We start from the raw sequence: 20,734 nt of genomic DNA, 5'->3' as shown, positions 1-20,734 counted from the left end.
TTCCTGCGCGCGCCACCGGTCTTCCCGGTACGACGCCACCGACAGCAGCGGGATGCGGGTCGGAGCCCGGGCTTCGGCGGCTCGCGCGGCATCCTGACCCGACACCGGGCCCTCCGGACGCGCCGTGCTCTTTCCTGCGTCCGGGCCGCATCGCTCCTGGCGAATATGGTGGGTCGTGTGGTGGCTGGGTTCCGGTTGGGGATCGATGTCGGTTCCTCGAACACGACGGCTGCGCTGGCCGGGCCGGACGGGCGGGTGCGGCCCTTGCTGTTCGACGGGTCGCCGGTGCTGCCGTCCGGGGTGTGTGCGGTCCCCGGAGCGGGACTGTCGACCGGTCGTGACGCCAGGCACGCGGCCCGGGCACGCCCGGAGTGCTTCGAACCGGCGCCGAAGCGGCTGGTCGGTGTGTCGGAGTCGGTGCTCCTGGGTGAGGCCGAGGTACCGGTGGTCGACCTGGTCGCGGCGGTGCTGGGTCGGGTCCGTGACGAAGCTGTGCGGGTGGCCGGCGCGCCGGTGAGCGCCGCGGTGCTGACCTGTCCGGCGGGCTGGGGTCCGCTGCGTCGGGGTGTGCTCGCGGCCGCGGCGGACCGGGTCGGGCTGGTGGTGGATCGGCTGGTGCCGGAGCCGGTGGCGGCCGCCGGCTACTTCGTCGGCGTCCAGGGTGCGCGCTGGCCGGTGGGTGCCTGCGCGGTCGTGTACGACTTCGGCGGCGGGACGTTCGACGCCGCCGTCGTCCGTCGCACGCCGGACGGGTTCGAGGTGCTCGCGACCGAAGGGTTGGCCGATGTCGGCGGTGCGGACATCGACGCGGCCGTCGTGGCCGGCCTCGGCGCGGTGGTGGCCGCGCGGGCGCAGGACGTGTGGCGTCGGCTGACCGTGCCGTCGACGCCGGCCGAGCGGCGGGCCGCGTGGCTGCTCTGGGACGACGTGCGCACGGCCAAGGAGATGCTGTCCCGGGCGCCGCACACGTCGGTGCACGTGCCGCTGCTCGAGGAGGACCTTCCGGTGGGGCGGGAGGAGCTGGACCGGCTTGCCGCGCCGGTCGTGGCACAAACCGTTGCCGCGACAAGGGCCGCGGTCACGGCGTCCGGCGTGGCGACCGAGGAGGTGGCGGCTGTGTTCCTGGTCGGCGGTGCCAGCCGGTTGCCGCTGGTCGCGACCCTGCTGCACCGCGAGTTGGGCGTCGCGCCGACGGCGGTGGAGCAGCCCGAGCTCGTGGTCGCCGAAGGCGCGCTCGGCGCTTTGCCGACGCCGCCGGTCCCGCCGCCCGTTCGTGAGCGACCCGACGAACAGCCGCCACCGGAGGCAGCATCGGAGCCACCGCCGGCGGCGCGCGATGCCATGCGGCGGTGGCGGATCCCGGTGTCGGCGGCGCTCGCCGTGCTCGTACTGGCGATCGTCGTGGTGGCAGCGCCCGGTCTGCTGTCGGCCCTCCGCGACGGCGACCCGGACGCGGCACCGTCGCCGCACGTGCTGGGGGTGGGGGCAGGCACGGTGCGGGACCTGGCCTTCAGCCCGGACGGCCGGCTACTGGCCGTCAGCGACGGTGACGAGACCGTTCAGATCTGGGACGTGGCCAGTCGCAGCCAGGTGGGCAACTCGCATCCGGCCGAGGTCGGCGTGATCCGGGCGGTGGCGTTTGCCGGCAACGGGCGCCTGGTCACGGCCGGCGGCAACGGCCAGGTGCGGATCTGGAACGTGGCCGACCGGTCCCGGTACGGCCAGCCGCTGACCGTCGGACCCGCGGTCGATTCGATGGCGTCGACTGGAAACCAGGTGGCGGCTGCCGTCGACAACGAGGTCCTGATCTGGGACGTGACAACTGGTAGGGAGATCAGCCGGTTCGCGGCCGTCGGTAATGAGGGTGGGCTGTCCGTGGCGCTCGACGCCGCCGGCACCGCGCTCGCGGCCGCCGGCGCCGACGGCTTCTGGCTGTGGGACCTCACGGCATCACCCAGGCAGGTCATCGCCGAGCGCGGCGGACCGGCGTACGCGGTCGCGTTCGGCCCGGATGGCCGCACCGTCGTCACCGGCCGCCGTGGCGCCGGCGGCGCCATCGTGTGGGACGCCCGCTCCGGCCGGCGCACGGCGACCCTCGACCGCTCCGAGACCGCCAACGTCTACAGGGTCGCCGTCAGCCCCGACGGCCGGCACGTGGCCACGGCCGGCTCCGAACCGGTGTCCTCGACGTTCCCCGTGCGGATCTGGGACCTGAGGGCACCGGAGGCGGCGGTGCGCACGATCTCCGTCGCGTTCGAGCCGAGTGCGGTCCGCTACAGCCCGGACGGCCGCTACCTCGCCGTGGGCGGAAGCAACGTCCTGCTGTTCGACCTCACCAGCGGCGGGTAGGTCGAGCCCGTATCGGGCACGACCGGTCGGCCGCCCAGTCCTGGCCGCGCCGGACCGCCAGCGAGTTCGCGATGCTCCAGGTGACGGGGAGAACGACAAGCTGCGCATGGCGAACCGGAAGTGCTCGGCGAGGGCAGTGGAGACCACCACTCGAACGACGGTCAGCGGTCCGGTCAGGTCAGAGCGGGTTGGCGGCGAACAGCTCCAGGTGAGCGCACTTCGGGCACCGGAACGCGTCGAGCTGCCACCGCGGCCGGCCGGAGGCCTTGGCGACGCCGAAGCCGTTGCGTTGCAGGAACCCGGGAACCCATCGGGCGAAGCCGAAGGAGGCGCGTCCGGTGTCCTCGACGTAGCCGGGCTCCAGGCCAACCGTGCCGCAGTGCGTGCACCTGAGCTGATTCACTCCGGAAGTGTAGGGAGTGGCGACCGCCCCGTTCACCGAGCCGCGGTCGTACGCCGTGCGAACAGCGATGCCCGCCGACGTGACGGAAGCGTGACGGTGCACAGGATCTCGCCCGCTATCCGGCCCTTCGGAGGTGGCAGCCGTGAGACTCGATGCGAATCGACCCGGCCGCGCGAAGGCCGGCCAACGCGGCCGCGACTGCCCGTTCGTGGCTGCCGAGAAGGTAGCCGACCTCCTCGCCGTCGAGAGTGCCGGCATTGCGCCCGTCGGGACCGCGCAGCAGTCGTTGACGCTGGATGTAGCCGACCGCCGCGAGCCCGACCTAACCGCTGAGAATCACGCCGACAAGCGCGTTCCACCGGCTGGGGGCTGCTATCTCCACCGACCGGGGAGCTTCGTCGTGCTGCAGCAGGTCCAGGAGCCGGGCGTCGGAATCTTCACTGTGGACCACCCTGTTCACAGCTGGATGACGTGACCGACGCGGGGTGGTGTGCGCCCGGTGTGGACCTCGGTCCACGCGTGTGGTAGTGCCTGCGGGCCGTCGCCGACCTGGACGTCGACCCGGCTGCGGACGGTGCCGGTGAACCGGTGCCAGGCTTCGCTGAACCGCTGGTCGAGGTGTTCGCGGCCCCAGTCGGTGGCGCGCTTGCGCATCTGGACCGGGGCGAAGAAGAACTCGTCGGCGGCCTGGGCGTTGGGGATCTGGTTGGTCAGTCCGACTGCGATGTCGCGGGTGAGACGGTCGCCGAGGTGCTGCCGCAGCGTGGCCCGGACCGCGGGCGCGCCCGACAGGTCCAGGTAGACGGTGGGAACGACATCGATGGTGTGGGCCTCGGCGTAGGACACCACGCGGTCGTAACAGCCGAGGGACTCGGTGAAGGCGACGTTGCCGGGCGAGGTGAGGCCGACCAGTTCCGGTCCGCGGCCGCGCAGTTCGTACGCGGCCGCGTACGCGGTCTTGCTCGACGCGGAGGACAGCACGAGCGACGACGCGCCGTAGAAGCCGTTGTCGACGATCTGGTCGGCCAGCATGAACGAGGTGAAGAACAGCGGCCGGAAGAGGACGAGCAGATCTTCGTCGTCGGCCCGGTACGCGGCGTCACCGGTGGTGAGGCGGTAGGCGTTGTACGGCGACGGCAGGTCCGCCCGGTGGGCGGTGGCGTCCCGGAAACCGGTCGCCCCGACCCGTTCCGGACGCACGACAAGGTGCCCGGCGGGCGGAAGGTAGCCGTAGAACCGCTGGCCCTCGTCGACTCCGGGAACGGTCGACGCGATCACGTCGGCGAACCCCCATACCGGCGGCAGCCCCCACTCCGCGTCGAGTCCACGGGGTTGGGGCGGGAAGAACTCCCAGTACCGCATCGCGTCTCCGAGGACCGCGTACGTGATGTTGTTGGCGGTCAGCCCGACCCGGTCCACGCGGAGGAGGGCTGCCCCCTCGGGCGGGTCGGGAACGTCGTTGTCGACCAGTGTGGTGCGGGCGAGGTCGGCACGGGCGACGGCGAACGTCCAGGAACGGGGCATGGCGTGACGGTAGGAACACCCGTTCCTGCTGACAACCGTCGGTCCCTGTGACGTTGTCCGACGGGACGAACGTGACACGCTCATCTCGCGGTGGCAGTGAGCACACTGGTGCCCGACGGAGAGGGGTGGTCATGGCGGTGGATCCGACCGGCGAGGACCTGGCGGCGTTTCTGGCCGGCGACCCGGACAGCCCGGTCGTCATGCTGAATCTTCTGCGGTTCGCCGAGGGTGGCCGCGAGCCGTACAGGGAATACAGCGAAGCGTTCCAGCGGACGTTCGCGCCGCGCTACGGCGTCGAGGTCATCTACGCCGGTAACGGTGAGACCGCGCTGGTCGCCGAGGACGGGCAGCAATGGGACGCCGTGCTTCTCGTGCGCTACCCGACGCGCCGCGCGTTCAGCCAGATGGTCGCCGACCCCGAGTACCGGCAGATCACCCACCTGCGCCGCAGGGCTCTCAGCGAGGCGGTCCTGCAACCGACGCAGCCGTGGGGGCGTCGACCCGACTCCGGAACGACTTCGGGCTGACCGGACCGACATCGTCGTGAGCTACCTGACGCGCTGATCGGTCCCCAGGGCACCCTCGGTGCACCCCGGTTGCCCGGGCCGGAACCGGTATCCTCACAGGCGTCGATGGCGAGCGGAGCGGGGCCCGAGAACGACTCGCGGGACTGGCGTCTGGCCGGGGGGATCGCCGACTTCGCCGGGCTCGACCAGCATCAGCTCACCGAACTGCGCGGCAGCGTCCTGCGCGGCCGCGACGACAGCAGGAATCTGATCGCGGCCGCCGTGGACGTGACCCGGCCGATCGAGGCACGCCTGGACGGTGGCTGGATCCTGCCCCCGGCGCTCGCCGCGTTGGTGGAGGACGTCGGGCCCGCGTCGTCGGGGCCGCTCGCCCGCGAGGTCTACACCCGCGCCGCTCAGCCCGGCGAGGACGAACTGTACCGGCAACTGCTCGGCACATCCCCGGCGTCGGTGGACCCCGCCGGCGGCGCCGTGGCCTGATCGTGGCCGGCGCGATCGGTGCGTCGGTGGTGGCGTCGGTGGCCTGGTTGATCGTCCGGTCGCTGGGTCCCGAGACCGGGGAGCTGCCGTACTCGCCCAGTGCGTTGTCCGACGTCTGCGACGGCACCGTGTACCCCGACGCGTCCGGCTACACCGGCGCCGGGCCGCACCTCACGATGCTGTACGCCACCGACTACAACCTGCGCCAGACCGGCCGCTGGAGCACCCCGCCGGAGATTGTCGACGCCGGGAACGCCGCAGTGTTCTCTCCGCGGCCTGGAGGCCGCAGGAGTCCAGCGAGGTCCGGGCGGTCGCCTGCATGGCCGTCGACGAGAAGAGCCAGAACACGATCGACCGGTGCGGGTACAGAGACCCGCAGCGGCCGGGACTCGCCCAACCCCCGATACCCGTTCCGATGTACCGCGGTGAGTTCACCATCACCCTGTACGAGACCCGCACCGGCCGCCGCATCCACCGGACCACGATCTCCGGCCAGGACGCCGAGTGCCCGTCGACCCTGCCCGCCGGGGTTTCGTCGACGGATGAGCGAGGGTCGCCGATGCGGCGGTGCTCGCGCATCCCCGCGTGCCGTGTGCGCGCGGATGTGGGCACGGTCCGGGTCGGTCCGGACGCACGGGGTCAGGGCGGAGCGCTCGGGGTGCCGCAACATGTTGTGAAGTTCTTACGGGCAGCGGGATCTTCTTACAGACCGGTTACCGGTACCGCTGTCTTCCTCGTGTGGTGGTTCGTTGCGCGTATCCCCGGATGCCGCCGTCGTGCCCGGCCGGCACGGAACACCACAACGAGGTGAGAGCGAATGAGACACGGAACGGTAGGCATCCCTCCCCGGCGGTTGCGGGTGGGACTGGTCGTGGTGACCGCGGTCGGGTTGGCCGTCGCGGGGATCGGAACCAGCGTCTGGAACGCGCGGGCGTCGGCGGAGGCCGCGCCGAGGTCGGCGTTCGTACGGATCCAGGACGTCGCACCGAACGTGCGGACGCCGCAGGTCCTGCCGACCGGCTCGACCGGTGTGTTCACCGTGGACTGCGGCACGAACGGCAACCGGAAGTTCAGCCCGGACAACCCGGTGGCCCAGCCCGGCGTGAAGAACGGCGCTCAGCACGTCCACGACTTCGTCGGGAACCTGTCCATCAGCGCGGAGTCGTCGGACTCCAGCCTGGAGGAGTCCGACACGACGTGCCGCAACGGCGACAGGTCGTCGTACTTCTGGCCGGTCGTGCGGATCGACCGGAAGGCCAACGTGATGGCGCCGGACGTGTCGGGGACACCGACGGTCAGTTGCCCCTCGGTCGCCGGCCGGCTGCCGGCGGTTCCGCAGCAGGCACGCGCCGAGGTTGACCGGAACCTTGCCCTCCTGGGCCAGCAGGTCGCCGAGGCGAACCAGCGGCTGGCCGCTACCCGTGGACAGGGCGGGCCGGACTTCGTCAACAACGCGATCCTCGGCCCGTTGCGCAGCAAGCGGATCGCCACCCTCGACCGGATCGCGATCGCGATCGGCCGCACCGGTCCTCGACCCACCGGCCTGGAGTCACTGGCCGACTGCGATCTCAGCTACGACGGCGCACACGCCGGTCACGCCGCGCGCCGCACGTCCCGTGGCCAGGCCTCCACGCCGCTGGCCGTCACCCCGACGGTGAACTGCCCGACGGTGCGGGACCGGCTGCCCGGTGTTCCGGCGCAGGCGCTCGACGAGGTGAACCGCAATCTCGACCTGCTGGACAAGCAGATCGCCGAGGCGAACCAGCGCCTGGTCGCCACCCAGGGCCAGGGCGGGCCGAACTTCGTCAGCAACGCCATCCTCGGCCCGCTGAGGGACAAGCGGGTCGCGACGCTCGACCGGATCGCGATCGCGATCGGACGGCATGCCGCCCGGCCCACCGCACTGGAGTCCTTCGCGCAGTGCGCGCTGACCAACGGCGGTGGCGTGACCGCGACGCCGGGCGGCGCCTCGCCCGCGCCCACGGCGTCCCCGTCCGACCTGCCCGGTGTGGTGGGTCCGAACCTGGAGATCGCCGGCAACGTCGGCGGCATCGTGCGACCGGCCAGCGTCACCATCGAGTACCGCGGCAACGCCGTCGACCGGGTGGTGCCCATGCCGAAGTTCCTGAAGGCCATCGTCGGCGACGCCAAACCGACCAGCCGCGGACCGGCCAACGCCCGCGCCACCTGGACCTGCAGCGGCTTCACCGACCGGTTGTCGGCCAAGTACGTCATCTGCCCGGCCGGCAGCCAGGTCATGCGCGTGCACAACTTCGCCAGCTGCTGGGACGGCAGGAACACCGACAGCGCCAACCACCGCGACCACCTGAAGTTCGCGGACCCCGTGACCGGCGCCTGCCCGAGCGGGACCGTCGCCGTACCGCAACTACGCATCACCATCGCCTACGACATTCCCCGCAGCGTCCAGAAGAAGGGCCAGTACCAGCTCGACTCGTTCCCCGAGGAGAACCACAACCCGTTCTCCGACCACAACGACTTCGCCAACGTCAACTCCACCGAGACGATGGCCAGGATCGCCGCCTGCATCAACGCCGGCGGCCGCTGCAGGTAGAACGCCTCGACGAAGACCCGGGTGGGTGGTCGACAGGCCACCCACCCCGGAGGTTGCGTGTAGCCCGTGTATAGGACGCTGTGATCGACTGTCGTGTACGCAGCCCCCAGACCTGTCGAGGCAGAGCGACCAGCCACATGAGTTCCGACCCACCCGATCCGTATGTCGTGCTCGGTGTCTCGCCTGGCGCCTCTCTCGAGGACCTCAAACGGGCCCGCCGCATCCTGGCGATGAAATGGCATCCCGACCGGGGCTGGGCCGACTCGGGTACCGACAGGCTCGAACGCGACCGGCAGATGAAGCTGATCAATGCCGCGTATCAGGAGCTCTCCCGGCGGGATCCCGTTCGGGAGGCGGCCCGCGCGCGGTCCGAGCAGGCGGAGCGTGAACGGGAAGCACGCGAGCGGGAGGCCCGTGAGCGCGCGGCGGCCGACACGGCTGCCCGTGAACGCGCGGACCGCGAGCGGAGGGCCCGCGAGCGCGCCGAGGAGGCCGCCCGCGAGCGCGCGGAGCGCGAACGCCGGGAGCGGGCGGAGGGTGCACGCCGGGAGCGCGAACGCGCGGAGCGTGAGCGCGCCGAGAACGAACGCGTGCAACGGGAACGGGCCCGGGCGGAGCGCGACGCGCGTCAGCCCAGCCGGTTCGCCGCGGAGACGTTGTCCGAACGCACCACGTTCCGTCCCGTGGGGCTCGTGTTCCCCAGCGGGCGGGAGGGTTTCACGATCCGGATATGCGTCGACGGGGACGACGACGTCATCTTCCTGGCCCGCGGACGCCGCCTCCTGCTGTTCGACTCACCGGGGTCGATGGCGACGTTCCTGGTGACCGACTACAACCACGACCTGACCAGGCTTCCGGCCTGGAAGGACATCCGCACGTCGATGGCGCAGTCGCCACCGGTGCCGGACGTGGACGACTACGCCGACTTCGAGTTCATCCTGCAGTCGCTGCATGCCGCGCCGGCGGAATGGGTTCCGGAGCCGTTCCTGGTGTGCCGCGACATGGTCCTCGAGATCGGGACGGCGTTCGACCACCGCAGACTCCTGGAGCTGGTCGGCCCCGGAACACCCATCGACCGGCTCGACGACCTCCTGCGGGCCGTCGAGACCCCGTTACCGGGGTGGCGTTCGCGTCGCCAGCTTCGGAAGCTCGACGCCAACCAGCTCGGCATGCACTGGCGACTCGCCGCCAGCCGGCTACGGAGCATCGCGCACTGGCACGCCCTGCCGTGACACCGCCCAACGCGTCGGCACCGACGGGCGGCGTTACCTCCGACGGATCCGGGTAGTACGCCCTCGTGGAGTCGTTGATATTCGGAGCGGTCGCCTCCAGTGCTCTCGTCCTCGGGGCGCTGGCCGGTGTCCGTATCCGGCTGCCGAAGGCTGTACTCGCGGGCATGCTCGCGTTCGCCGCGGGAGCGTTGATCACCGCTCTGTCCTTCGAGCTGTTCGAGGACGCCTATGAACGCGGTGGGATCTGGCGGGCCGCCCTCGGCCTGGTCGTCGGTGCCACCGTGTTCACGTTCCTCAGCCGCTGGCTGGACCGCGTGGCGCAGGGCCGGCACGAGGAGGCCCACGGCAGCGAGAAGCTGGATCTCGACGCGCCGGCCCAGGATCGGCCGGCCTCGACGGCGTCGACGTCCGGAGCCGCCGGCCTGGCCCTGCTGGCGGCGGTGACGCTGGACGGCGTGCCGGAGAACGTCGCGTTGGGGGTCTCGCTGGAGGAGGGCACCGGCGGTCTGGCCCTGCTCGCGGCGATCTTCGTGTCGAACTTTCCCGAGGCACTGGTGGGCAGCGCGTCGATGCGGGCGCAGGGACGCTCGCAGCGGTTCGTCCTCGGCACCTGGGCCGCGTGTGCGGCACTGCTCACCCTTGCGGTGGTACTCGGCGCCGGACCGCTGTCGAACACGTCGGGGGAGACGATTTCGCTGCCCCTGGCGTTCGCGGCCGGCGCGGTTCTCGCGTCGTTGGCCGACACCCTCATGCCGGAGGCGTTCGAGAAGGGCGGCCCACTGGTCGCGTTGAGCACCACGGCCGGGTTCGTCCTGTCGTTCGTCCTGGCCACGCTCTGAGCCGCGGTCCGCACATCGAGGCGCGTACGCGCCTCGAGCGCATTCCGGTCGACGTCGGCAGTCAACCTTTTGCCATCGGCGGTCGTCTTGCTCCCCGACGAAGGGAGCATCCATGCACTTTCCGCTCGGGCGCCGCATTCCGCCGGCGCTCGCGTTGACCGGTCTGGTCGCGGGATCGACGATCGCGCTGACCCTCCTGCCCGGGCCGAGGGCCGAGGCCGAACGACAGCCCGTCGGGCACCACGCCGGCGGGCGCACGGTCACGCTGGTCACCGGGGACCGGGTCACGATGGAGGGCGACCGGCCGCTCGTCGAACGGGGACCGGACCGCGACGGCGTGACGTTCACCGTCTCGACCGGCGACGGGCGGGTGCGGGTGGTTCCGTCCGACGCGGCCCCGGCGCTGACCGCCGGCCGGCTCGACCCACGGTTGTTCGACGTGACCGGGCTGCTCGACATGGGGTACGACCGGACCGGCTACCTGCCGCTGATCGTCACCGGCGACACTCCCGCGCTGAGGTCCGCCACCGGCCTGCGGCAGCAGCGCAGCCTGGCCGCGATCGGCGCGACCGCCGTCCGGCAGGAGCGCGCCGGCGCCGCCCGGTCATGGCAGGCCCTCACCGCGAACATCAAGGGCAAGATCTGGCTGGACGGGATGCGCAGGCCGGCCCTGGACGCCAGCGTGCCCCAGGTCGGCGCCCCCGCCGCCTGGGCGGCCGGGTACACCGGCACCGGGTCCACCGTCGCGGTGCTGGACAGCGGCGTCGACGACACCCACCCCGACCTGGCCGGACAGGTCACCGCCCGGATGAACTTCACCGATGGGCCGGAGCCGGACCGGGACCTGACCGGCCACGGCACCCACGTGGCGTCGACGATCGCCGGCACCGGTGCGGCGTCCGACGGGCGCTACAGGGGCGTGGCGCCCGGGGCGAAGCTGTTGGACGGCAAGGTCTGCGGCGTCGAGGGCTGCGCCGAGTCGGCGATCCTGGCCGGGATGAACTGGGCCGCCGCCGAGCAGCGCGCCAGGGTGGTCAACCTGAGCCTCGGCGGCGAGGACGACCCGGCCGTGGTCGACCCGGTCGAGGAGGCCGTGCAGACGCTGTCGGACCGGTACGGCACCCTGTTCGTGGTCTCCGCCGGAAACAGCGGAATCGGCGCCGTCGACGTGTCCGGACAGATCTCCTCGCCGGGCAGCGCGCCGGCCGCGCTCACGGTCGGTGCGGTCGGAGGCGACGGGCGGATCGCCGGCTTCTCACTGCGCGGGCCGACGGCCGACGGATCGCTCAAGCCGGACATGACCGCACCGGGCGTCGACATCACCGCCGCCCGCAGCGCTGAAAGCCCGGGCAGCGGACCGTACACGGCGAAGTCCGGCACCTCGATGGCCGCGCCGCACGTGGCCGGCGGCGCCGCGATCCTCGCCCAGCGGCACCCGGACTGGACCGGCCAGCAACTCAAGGCCGCGCTCGTCGGCTCGGCGACGCCCAACGCCGCGTTCGACGTGTACGCGCAGGGCGCCGGTCGGCTCGACCTCGCCCGCGCGGTCACCGCGACGGTGACGGCGGCACCGGCCACCATCGGGTTCGGCATCCAGCGCTGGCCGCACGCCGACGACGCCGTGCTGACGAGGACGGTCACCTACCGGAACTCCGGCCGGGCGGCGGTGACCCTGGCCCTGCGGCTGGACAGCGCCTCGCCGGTGTTCGCACTGAGCACCGCGACGCTGACCGTGCCGGCCGGCGGCACCGCCGACGTGACGGTCACCGCGGACACCCGGACGGACGCGCCGGACGGGCTTCTGGGCGGCTGGTTGATGGCGAGCGCTGGCGAGGTGACCGTCCGCACGCCGGTCGCCGTGCACAAGGAGGTCGAGAGCTACGACCTGACCATCCGGCCCACCGACCGCAAGGGAGGCACACCGCCGGCCTTCGGGCTGACCATGATGACCCACGCGGGTGCGGCGGTGATCACCACGGGGTTCACCACGGTGAACGGGACGCGCACGTTCCGGCTGCCGCGCGACAGCTACACCCTCGTCGGCACGGTGGCGGAGAGCACGACGAACCCGAAGGAGGTCCCGGTCCGCACGCTGCTCGCGCAGCCGGACCTGGTGCTCAACCGCGCGCTCACCGTCGACCTGGACGCCCGGGTCGGCCAGCCGATCACCGTCACGGTTCCCCGTTCCGACGCCAGGCAGGTCGCCGCGCACCTCGGGGCCGGCACGGACGCGGGCGGTGTGACCTTCCTCGGCGACGACTTCTCGACCGTCTTCGCCGGCCGCATCGGCGGCGACACGCGGTTCGAGAAGTTCCGGGTGTTCGTCGGCGCCGATTTCGCCCGGGCCGACGCGACCGGATCGACGTTCGCCAGCCCGTACCACTACGCGCTGGCCTACCCGCAGCGCGGCTCGATGTTCGCCGGGTTCCAGCGCACCGTGGTCGACAGCGAACTTGCCCGGGTGACGGCGGACTTCGCGGCGTCCGGCAGGGACGGGTCGACCGGCCTGAAGCGGACGCGGATGATCGCGGCGGAGATGGGCGCGTCGGCGTCGGTGTTCATGCCGGTCCCGCTGCCGTTCACGCGCACCGAGTACTACAACACCGAGCCCGGCGTGACGGTGGCCGGCGACTTCAGGGAGCAGGACGCGGACGGCAACGAGGTGCAGTCCAACCTGACCGAGGGCGGCGTGTCCTACCGGGCCGGCCGGTCGTACCGGGAACTGTGGAACCGGGGCGTGTTCGCACCCGCGGTCGCCACCACGCCCGGCAGCGCCTTTGCCGGGGTGGGCCGGGACGGTGACACCATGGTGATCCGGCCCGCCCCGCTCGCCGACGGAGCCGGCCGCCCCGGCGGCGACGCCACCGCGACGACCACGACCCGGCTGTTCCGCAACGGGATGGAGATTCCGCTGGGTCCGCCGGGGGCGCCGACGTCCGTGCCGTCGGCCGACGCCGCGTACCGGTTGGAGTTCCGGTCGACCCGCACCGGTCCGCTGTCCCCGACGGTCGACGCGGTCTGGACGTTCCGGTCCGGACCCGTCGAGGCCGGTACGCACACCAACCTTCCACTGTGGACGGTCCGGTTCGCGCCGCGGCTCGACGGGCGCAACACCGCACCCGCCGGCCGCCCGTTCACGGTGCCGGTGCTGTTCACGCCGCAGCCCGGATCGGGCACCGGCACGCTGAGGAGCCCCCGCGTGGAGGTCTCCTACGACGACGGCCGCACCTGGGTGCCGGCGAGAATGAACGGCCTCACCGCACACCTGACCCATCCGCGGAACGGCGGGTTCGTGTCGCTGCGGGCCACGGCGTCCGACAGCCGGGGCAACACGGTCACGACGACCGTGATCCGCGCGTACCGCTACGCCTGATCCGGCGCGGGCATGGGCCGCCCCGGGCGGCCCATGCCCGCGATTGACCTGCCGTGTGGACGGCTGACCCGGCCGGCGAGAGTCGTGGCCGGACGCCGGGACCGTGCGATGCGCGCGCTCATCGGCGATGCTCTGTGCCATGGCTGAACCGGAGATCCTCAAGGACGAGCCGCACCGTCCCGTGGTGCGGATCGGCGACACCGTCCGCCGGCCGGTGCAGCCGTGGACGCCGGCGGTGCACGGGCTGCTGCGGCACCTGGAGTCGGTGGGCTTTCCGTACTCGCCGCGCGTGCTGGGCATCGACGACGAGGGTCGCGAGGTTCTGACGTACCTGGAGGGCGAGTCCGGCACCGACGGCCTGGCCAAGGTGGTCGACGACCGCGGACTGGTGGCGATGGCCCGGCTGCTGCGCGAGTACCACGAGGCGGTCGCCGGGTACCGGCCGGCCGGCGCCCGATGGGCCCTGACCATCGCCACGACGGGCGCGGCCGATCCTCCCTCGCCCGGCGAGCTGATCTGCCACGGCGACTTCGGCCCGTGGAACCTCGTCTGGCGCGGTACCGAACCCGTCGGCATCATCGACTGGGACTACGCGTTGCCGCATCCGCCCCTGTGGGACGTCGCCTACGCCCTGGAGTACGTGGCCCCGTTCCGCGACGACGCCGAGTGCCTGCGGTCGCTGCGCTACCCGGCGCCGCCGGACCGCAGGGCCCGCCTCGAGCGCTTCGCCACCGCCTACGGCCTGACCGACCTGACCGGCCTGGCCGACGCCGTCATCGATCAGCAGCAGTCCGTCCTCGACTGGTCGCTGCGACTCGCCGACGAGGGCCACCAGCCCTTTCTCGCCTGGCGCGGTTCCGGCCACTTCGACGGGGTGGCCGAGCGGGTCCGGTGGAGCCGCGCCAACCGCCACCTGTTCAGCGCGGCGCCGCCTACCTCGGCATCCTCGTCGCCGCACGCACCCTGACAACTACCCGAGCGATGTACGGGAGGATCGGCGGTGGTCAGCGTCCCCAGCGGTCGGCCCGCCAGAGCCGGATCCGGCCCGTGTAGCTACCGGTGACGAACCGGGTGCCGTCCGGGCTGATCGCCACCGTCGATATCTCGTCGGCGTCGACCCGCCAGACCGACCGGCGATCGCCGGTGGCGGCGTCCCAGAGCCATACCCGGCCGCCCTCGTCGGCGGTGACCATGGTCGATCCGTCCGCATTGAGTTCGACCTGGACCAGGCTCGTGTCGACGGTGCGGCGCCACCGGACCCGACCGGTGTCGACGTCCCACGACCGGACGAGTTCGTGACCGTCGGCATCCTTTTCGATCGTGGCCAGGGTCGATCCGTCGCCGCTGAAGGCGAAGGCGGAGTCCGCCGCCCTGGTGAGGCTGTGGAGGCGGGCACCGGTCGTGGTGTCCCACAGCGCGATCCCGTCGTCATTGGTCGACGCGAGCGTGGGCAGGCGTGGATGGAACAGGAGGATGGAGGCGTTCGGGACCGGGAGGGTGCCGACCGTCCGGCCGCTCGCCACGTCGATCAGGCGGACGCCGTCCTCCTCGGCGGACGCGAGCACGGAGCCGTCGGAGCTGAGGGCCAGTTCGCCGGATGAATCCAGGGTGGTGTCGGCGACGAGGACCGTGCGCCGTTGGCCGGTCGCCGCGTCCCAGATACCGATCTCCCGGGGGGAGAATTCGTCCAGGTTCGACGCCAGGGCCGTGACATCGGCGGCCAGGGTCGACCCGTCCGCGCTGAGGGCGAGTGCGAAGCCCACGTTGATGCCGTCGCCGACCCGGACGGTGCGGCGAATGCGGTGGGTCACGGGATCGTGGAACCGGGCCGTGCCGTCGTCGGAGCCGCTCACCAGGGTGCCGTCGGTTCCGTACAGCAGATACGTCACGGTGTCGTCGTGGTCCGGTAGGTCGGCCTCGTACGCCTCGGGGAGCACCACCGACGTGACGGGCAGCAGCGCGACCGCGAGCAGGGCCGCCATGGGCCACCACCGGCGGGCCCGGGGATCGGTCCGGTCGGGCGGAGGCGGCTCCGGCGGCGCCAGGTGGACGCGGAGCAGGTCGTGCCGGAACTGGTAGGACGGGCCGGCCTGGCGCAGGACGCCAGCGGCGTGCGCCCGCCGGAGGAAGCGCATCGGCCGCCACGGCAGGTGGCCGCGTGCCGCCAGCCACAGCCGCGCCATCGTGTAGGACAACCACGCCGCCCCGGTGCCGAACGCGGCGAGCAGACCGAACACGGCGGCGATCGTCAGCGTCACCACCGGGTGCAGGCCTAGAGGCGCGGCGTAGATGAAGTGGGCGGTGACCGCGGTACCGGCGACGACCACGGTGACGGTCGCGAGCAGCGCCGTTCGGTCGCTGCGCAGCATCGACAGGGGTGAGGTCACGACGTCGGCCGCCGGTGTGCCGGTGAGCCAGCGACCCAGACCGACCGGAATCCCGATGACAAGCATGAACGCGAGCGGAAGATATGGACCCCCGAGTGGAATCGTCAGGAGGCCCACGAGGAGCCCGAGCGTCAGCCCGAATCCGAGGCTCGGCAACAGGCGCCCGGGGCGCAGCGAACTCCGGCGTGGTTCGCCGCCGCGGCCGGCGCCGAGGCCGGCGAGCACCGCCGCGAAGATCGAGCCGATCACCGCGAATGTCACGGCGTAGCCGGGCTGGATCACCAGATCGGTGCCGACGATGACGAGCAGGGTGTTCGCCGCCACGGCGCCCGGCGGGTCGAGCAGCCCCCGGACCGCCAGGAACGCCGTGACGAGCACCGAGAACAGCGCGGCCACGGTCGTCACCGCGACCGTCACGTCCACTATGGAGTTTCGTGCCGTCGCCCAGATCCAGCGCCGGCCGGTGACCTGTCCCGTCGCCCGGGTCACGCGGACGGTGTGGCGGCCGCACAGCACGCCCACCGAGAGACCGATCGCCGCGCCGAACGCCGCATTCGGGGCGCTGCCGTCGACTGCCAGGCCCGTCAGCGATCCGACGACGGTCAGCGCGGCGGCGACGATGCCGATCAACACCCCGTCGGGGACCGCGCGGGCCAGGCGCCACCAGAGCAGGTCCGGGTCCCGGGCGGTGTCGCGCAGGTGCCGGGCCAGGTATGCGAGCCAGCGGCGTTCCCGCCGGCCGGCGTCCGGGCCCGGGTAGGCGGTCTCGAGCAGGCGGTCGAGGAGGTGGCGTTCGAGTTCGGCCACGGTGCGAAAGGCACACAGCTGGGAAGGATCGGTGCCGGGACGCTGGTACACCCGACGGGCAAGGGCGATCATCAGCGGCGTCGACAGGACCGTCGCGATCGGACCGGTCGGGTTGCGGCGTAGCTCGTCGAGCACCGGTTGCCAGCGGGTGCTGCCGGACACCTCCCGGTCGGTCAGGAACGCCTCGGCGTCGGCGGCGCGGACCGGGTCGATCTCGACCACGGCGGCGTTGGACAGCGCGCCGGCTTGGCCGACGGCCTGCTCGAACTCCTCGTGCCGGCACGTCACCACCATCGGGAGGCCGCTGCCGGCGGCCCGGTCCAGGCTCTCCAGGGCCGGGCCGAGCAGGGGCAGCGGCATCTCGTCGAGGCCGTCGAGGACGGGCAGGACGAGCCGGCCGTCGATCAGCTGCCGTACCGTGGCGACGGCGGCGGGTCCGAACCCGGCGACCGCCGGGTAGTCCGCGGCGATCCGGCCGGCCACCCAGGTCTCGATGGGCTCGGCCGGGTTCCAGCCGGCGACGGTGAGCAGCACCGGTACCGGCCCGTCGGCCGCTTCCGCGGCCGCGATGGTGAACAGCACCGCGAGCGTCGTCTTGCCGGCGCCGGGCGCGCCGAGCACCACCAGTTGCCGCTGGCCGTTGGTCCGAAAGGCGTCGACGAGCCCGCGGGCCGAGGCAAGCGCGTCCCGGTCGGCCAGTGACCCGCGCAACGACCGCGTCCCGGTGCCCGGGGCCGCAACGCTCACCGGACGGGCGGTCGGGTGCCAGGTCAGCCGCAACGGCCGCGGCTGGGTGAGACGGCGGGCGGCGGCCTCGGCGGTCCACTGCACGCGGACCGCCTTCCGGAGCCGGTCGGCCACCGGCGGGCCACCGTCGTCGACGCGGCGTGCGAGGCGGACCAGCCACACCACCAGCGAGCACAGCGCCAGCAGGCCGGCGAGCACGAGCGACAGGACGCCGGCCCAGTCGCCGGAGCCGTCCATGCCCTGACCCGCCACGAACACGGTCACGCCGGCCAGACCGGCGAATCCGGCCAGGCCGACGCCCACGGCGGCGACGAGCCACGGCGTCCGGCGAGTGCTCACTTACGCAGTGTGATCGATCGGCGGCATCGATCGCATCCGCTCGACGGTCGGCATTCGGACCCCGCTGTCGTATCGGGGACGGTCGCTACTCTCTGCGTCGTGACCTTCTCGGAGCAACTGTGGCTGGTTCTCCTCCAGGCGTCGTCGACCGCCGTTTTCGTCACGATCCTCGGAACCGTTGTCGTGTCCAGCTGGACAACCCGGCGCGAGCGTGGCCGGGCCGCGTTCGAGACCAGGACCAAAATCCTCGACGAGGTGGCCCGCATCGGCCAGGGCACCTACGTGTTCATGCAGCACACCCGTCGGCAGATCATCCGCGCCTCCGACGAATCCGATAGGGCCGAGACCCTGCGGGCACTGGACCAGCGCTTCTTGGACTTCTCCGTCGAGGCCGCGCGAATTCAGACCGTCATCCGTGCCCGGTTCGGAGTCCAGCGAGCGGCTGCGACGCCTGGTGCCGGCGCGTTCCTTGTCGAACAGGAGCCGGCCGACGCCCACTCTGGGGCCGGTGCGGGTATGCCAGGGCGCGAACAGCCGCGTGCCTTCGCGGCCCATATCTCCGTTTGATCACCAGCCGACTGGCGGCAATATACCGACGGTCGGTATATTGCCGGAATGGTCATGCAGGAACCGACGTTCTTCATCCTCACCGCGCTTGCCGAACGGCCACGTCACGGTTACGGCGTCATCCAGGCCGTCGCTGACTTGTCCGACGGGCGGATCAGGCTACGCGCGGGCACGCTCTACGCCGCGCTCGACCGGTTGGCCGATGGCGGTCTGGTGACCCTCGACCGCGAGGAGGCCGTCGGCGGGCGCCTGCGCCGGTACTACCGGCTGACCGAACACGGCGCCGCCGCCCTCGCCGCGGAAGTCTCCCGGTTGCAGACCAACGCCGCCGTCGCCGCCGCCCGGATCCGGTCCTACGGTTCCCGTACCGCCTTGGGGTCGGCCTGATGAGCGCCGCCGACCCGCTCGCCCGCGCCTACCGTCGACTGCTGCGGGCGTACCCGCGCCACTACCGGCGCGTCCGCGGCCTGGAAATGCTCACGACGCTGCTCGACTCCGTCGCCCCCGGCCAGCGCCGGCCGTCGGCGCGCGACGTCGTCGACATCGTCTACGGCGGCGTGGCGTACCGATTCAGGGTGCCGCCCACCTTGGGCTACCGGGTGATCGCCGCCACGGCCGCGGTGTCCGTCGCCGGACTCGCGGGGTGGATCGGCGCCCTGGCCGGCTGGCAGCGGGGTACGAGTCTGCCGACCAGGGCCGAGGTCGTGGCGGCGGTCACCGTCGCCGTTCCCGACGCCGCACAGCGCATGCCCACCGGGCAGAAGACCTGTGACTGGCGATGCGACCCGTCCGACCCGTCCGACGACGCGGTGACCACGTACCGCGGTCCGTTCCAGTCCGACCCCATACATGCGCAGCTCTTCGACCGTCCGCGGGGGACCGATCCGGCGGTGAACCGGGTCTATCTGCCGTTGACGACGCCCCGCGATCAGATGCCGACGACCGCCGCACAGGCGCACGACCGGCTGGCCGCGGCCGGCTGGCGGGTCAGCCCGGTACGCATCGATGGCGACACCCAGGGCTTCTGGGCCGTGAAGGGCGGCCTCACCCTCCGGTTCCAGGGGCGCGGCACGACATACCCCGACGATCCGGCGGTCGCGTTCATCGTCCACCACGACGCGCCCGCGGCCACCCTGCCGGCCGCCGTCGTCGGTGCCGGCGTGGGCCTTGTCTGCGGCTGGTGGGCGGCCGCGTTCGCGATCCGGCGTTTCCCCCGCCACGGCCGGCCGATCCAGACCGCCATGCTCTCGACCGGCGTGGCCGCGCTGTCCGTCGCCGCGGTCACCTCCGCGAACGCCCTGCTGAACACGGTGTCCCACCTCAGCAACGGCGGCCCGGGCCAGGCGCAGTCGGTTCTGCTCGGGGCCATGTTGCAACCGCTGCTCCCGCTCGCGGCGATGGGCCTGCTGGTCTGCCTCGTCCTGGCCATGACACCGGTACGAAGGACCGCGGAGATGCCCGCACCCGGCCCCCGGCCCGACCCCGGCCCGACCCCGGCCTGACCCTGTCCGCGCGCAGCTGGCGCGGGGCGTGGCCCGGAAGACGCCCGACACGACCCCTCGGTGCCGGTGTCCGATGTCGATCGACCGCAATTCCCTGCGGCGCGGCCGGATGAGATCGCCCAGGAGATTCAGGGCGCGGATGGACAACGAGATCGCCGACGGGCGGCCGCTCGCCAGCAACGTCGACCAGGTCGAAGGATGAGGACGAAGCCCGACCCGGTGGGGATTGTGTTCCCGGCGGAATCGGGCGACTGCCCGGCGGATCGGGCACCGTCCCGATCCCCACGGGCCCACCGCTGGGCGACCGTGGACGGGACCGCGTCGACCGGATGAAGGGTGGCGACCGTGTCGTTTGCGAATCTGGGAATAGGAGCCTGGGCCGCCGTCTGGATCGCCGTCGCCGGGGTCGTCGCGTACCGGGCACGCCGCGGCGACCGGCACCGCGCCGCCGCCTGGATGATCACCGTCGCGGCCTTCCTCGCCGTGCAGGAGGACCCGGCGCTGTGCATCTGGTACGCCTCGGTCCCGCCGAGCGTCGACCCCGATGGCGTTCTCGGTGTCGTCCACGCGCACTCGCGCGGTCACATGCTCGGCAGTGGGGTCTTCGCCGTGGCCGGACTCGCGGTGGCCGTCTGGGTCGCCCACGTCGCGTTGAGACGCGGTGAGCGCTGGGCGTGGCGCGCGCTGCTGGCCTACCTGCTGCTCGGCGCCGCGGTCGACATCGCGCAGGTGCTGTTCATCTACCCGCACGGCTTCCCCGTGGGAGCCACTCCCGCGGATGGCGTGCGCGGGTTCGGCTGGCCGCAGATCGCGGCGTGGATCGCGATCTGGAGTTTCGCACTGTGGTTCAGCCGTGGAGAGGCGGTCACCAGAGCCGGCCGGAAGCCATCACTGACGCACCGGTCGACCCCGGAGAACGGATGAACGCCAGAACCCGATCGACGCCACCACGCTGACCGGCCCCGGATCCGGTGCAGGCCTGCTCACCGTGGCGGGCGACCCGCTGACCGACCTCACCGCGCTGACCGCGGTGCGTGCCGTGTTCCGGGCAGGCGTCCGGGCCACGTGACATCCCCGATGCCCAAC

The 20,734-nt window shown here is 72.3% G+C and carries 16 protein-coding genes; 13 read left to right on the top strand and 3 right to left on the bottom strand.

Features of this window, described 5'->3' with window-relative positions; translation table 11 throughout:
* Window positions 1-177: 177 nt before the first annotated feature.
* Window positions 178-2,349: an Hsp70 family protein gene (locus Voc01_RS54285; RefSeq protein ID WP_203932741.1), complete on the top strand. Its 2,172-nt coding sequence runs from the start codon at window positions 178-180 to the stop codon at window positions 2,347-2,349.
* Window positions 2,350-2,527: 178 nt separating this feature from the next.
* Here Voc01_RS54285 and Voc01_RS39140 read toward each other — a convergent pair whose 3' ends face one another.
* Window positions 2,528-2,752, bottom strand: coding sequence for a hypothetical protein (locus Voc01_RS39140; protein WP_203932740.1), 225 nt, complete (start codon window positions 2,750-2,752; stop codon window positions 2,528-2,530).
* Window positions 2,753-2,894: 142 nt separating this feature from the next.
* Here Voc01_RS39140 and Voc01_RS39135 point away from each other — a divergent pair, with 142 nt between their 5' ends.
* Window positions 2,895-3,227 (top strand): hypothetical protein, encoded by a 333-nt coding sequence (locus Voc01_RS39135; protein WP_203932739.1) that lies wholly within the window; start codon window positions 2,895-2,897, stop codon window positions 3,225-3,227.
* Here the strand turns inward: Voc01_RS39135 and Voc01_RS39130 are convergent.
* Window positions 3,209-4,276 (bottom strand): DUF2855 family protein, encoded by a 1,068-nt coding sequence (locus Voc01_RS39130; RefSeq protein WP_203932738.1) that lies wholly within the window; start codon window positions 4,274-4,276, stop codon window positions 3,209-3,211. The two genes, Voc01_RS39135 and Voc01_RS39130, sit on opposite strands and share 19 nt — an antisense overlap.
* 131 nt (window positions 4,277-4,407) lie before the next feature.
* On the opposite strand from Voc01_RS39130, the gene Voc01_RS39125 reads away from it, so the two are divergent.
* The 7 genes from Voc01_RS39125 to Voc01_RS39095 all read left to right on the top strand — a co-directional run bounded on the left by Voc01_RS39125 (window position 4,408) and on the right by Voc01_RS39095 (window position 14,266).
* The gene (locus Voc01_RS39125; RefSeq protein WP_203932737.1) at window positions 4,408-4,803 is read left to right on the top strand and encodes a DUF1330 domain-containing protein; all 396 of its coding nucleotides are present in this window, start codon (window positions 4,408-4,410) and stop codon (window positions 4,801-4,803) included.
* A 105-nt stretch (window positions 4,804-4,908) separates the two neighbouring features.
* On the top strand, window positions 4,909-5,283 hold the full coding sequence (locus Voc01_RS39120) for a hypothetical protein (RefSeq protein ID WP_203932736.1): 375 nt from the start codon (window positions 4,909-4,911) through the stop codon (window positions 5,281-5,283).
* 817 nt (window positions 5,284-6,100) lie between these two features.
* Window positions 6,101-7,855, top strand: coding sequence for a DUF1996 domain-containing protein (locus Voc01_RS39115; protein WP_203932735.1), 1,755 nt, complete (start codon window positions 6,101-6,103; stop codon window positions 7,853-7,855).
* 137 nt (window positions 7,856-7,992) lie between these two features.
* Window positions 7,993-9,087 carry a J domain-containing protein gene (locus Voc01_RS39110; protein WP_203932734.1) on the top strand — a complete coding sequence of 365 codons (1,095 nt, stop codon included), beginning with the start codon at window positions 7,993-7,995 and terminating at the stop codon, window positions 9,085-9,087.
* 65 nt (window positions 9,088-9,152) lie between these two features.
* Window positions 9,153-9,926, top strand: a complete 774-nt coding sequence (locus Voc01_RS39105; protein WP_203932733.1) for a ZIP family metal transporter — start codon at window positions 9,153-9,155, stop codon at window positions 9,924-9,926.
* A gap of 112 nt (window positions 9,927-10,038) precedes the next feature.
* Window positions 10,039-13,299: a S8 family serine peptidase gene (locus Voc01_RS39100; RefSeq protein WP_203932732.1), complete on the top strand. Its 3,261-nt coding sequence runs from the start codon at window positions 10,039-10,041 to the stop codon at window positions 13,297-13,299.
* Window positions 13,300-13,438: 139 nt separating this feature from the next.
* Window positions 13,439-14,266 (top strand): aminoglycoside phosphotransferase family protein, encoded by an 828-nt coding sequence (locus Voc01_RS39095; protein WP_203932731.1) that lies wholly within the window; start codon window positions 13,439-13,441, stop codon window positions 14,264-14,266.
* A gap of 37 nt (window positions 14,267-14,303) precedes the next feature.
* Here Voc01_RS39095 and Voc01_RS39090 read toward each other — a convergent pair whose 3' ends face one another.
* Window positions 14,304-17,579 (bottom strand): hypothetical protein, encoded by a 3,276-nt coding sequence (locus tag Voc01_RS39090; protein ID WP_203932730.1) that lies wholly within the window; start codon window positions 17,577-17,579, stop codon window positions 14,304-14,306.
* Between the two features lie 99 nt (window positions 17,580-17,678).
* Here Voc01_RS39090 and Voc01_RS39085 point away from each other — a divergent pair, with 99 nt between their 5' ends.
* From Voc01_RS39085 to Voc01_RS39070, 4 genes are all read left to right on the top strand, one after another.
* Window positions 17,679-18,146, top strand: coding sequence for a hypothetical protein (locus tag Voc01_RS39085; protein WP_203932729.1), 468 nt, complete (start codon window positions 17,679-17,681; stop codon window positions 18,144-18,146).
* 54 nt (window positions 18,147-18,200) lie between these two features.
* Window positions 18,201-18,533: a PadR family transcriptional regulator gene (locus Voc01_RS39080; RefSeq protein WP_203932752.1), complete on the top strand. Its 333-nt coding sequence runs from the start codon at window positions 18,201-18,203 to the stop codon at window positions 18,531-18,533.
* The gene (locus tag Voc01_RS39075) at window positions 18,533-19,648 is read left to right on the top strand and encodes a hypothetical protein (RefSeq protein ID WP_203932728.1); all 1,116 of its coding nucleotides are present in this window, start codon (window positions 18,533-18,535) and stop codon (window positions 19,646-19,648) included. Before Voc01_RS39080 ends, Voc01_RS39075 begins: the two co-directional genes overlap by 1 nt.
* Before the next feature lie 345 nt (window positions 19,649-19,993).
* On the top strand, window positions 19,994-20,572 hold the full coding sequence (locus tag Voc01_RS39070) for a hypothetical protein (protein ID WP_203932727.1): 579 nt from the start codon (window positions 19,994-19,996) through the stop codon (window positions 20,570-20,572).
* Window positions 20,573-20,734 lie beyond the last annotated feature (162 nt).

Source organism: Virgisporangium ochraceum (assembly GCF_016863655.1).
GTDB lineage: Bacteria > Actinomycetota > Actinomycetes > Mycobacteriales > Micromonosporaceae > Virgisporangium > Virgisporangium ochraceum.
The sequence above is the reverse complement of the archived record's forward strand: the minus strand, read 5'-3'. Positions and strand labels throughout refer to the sequence as shown.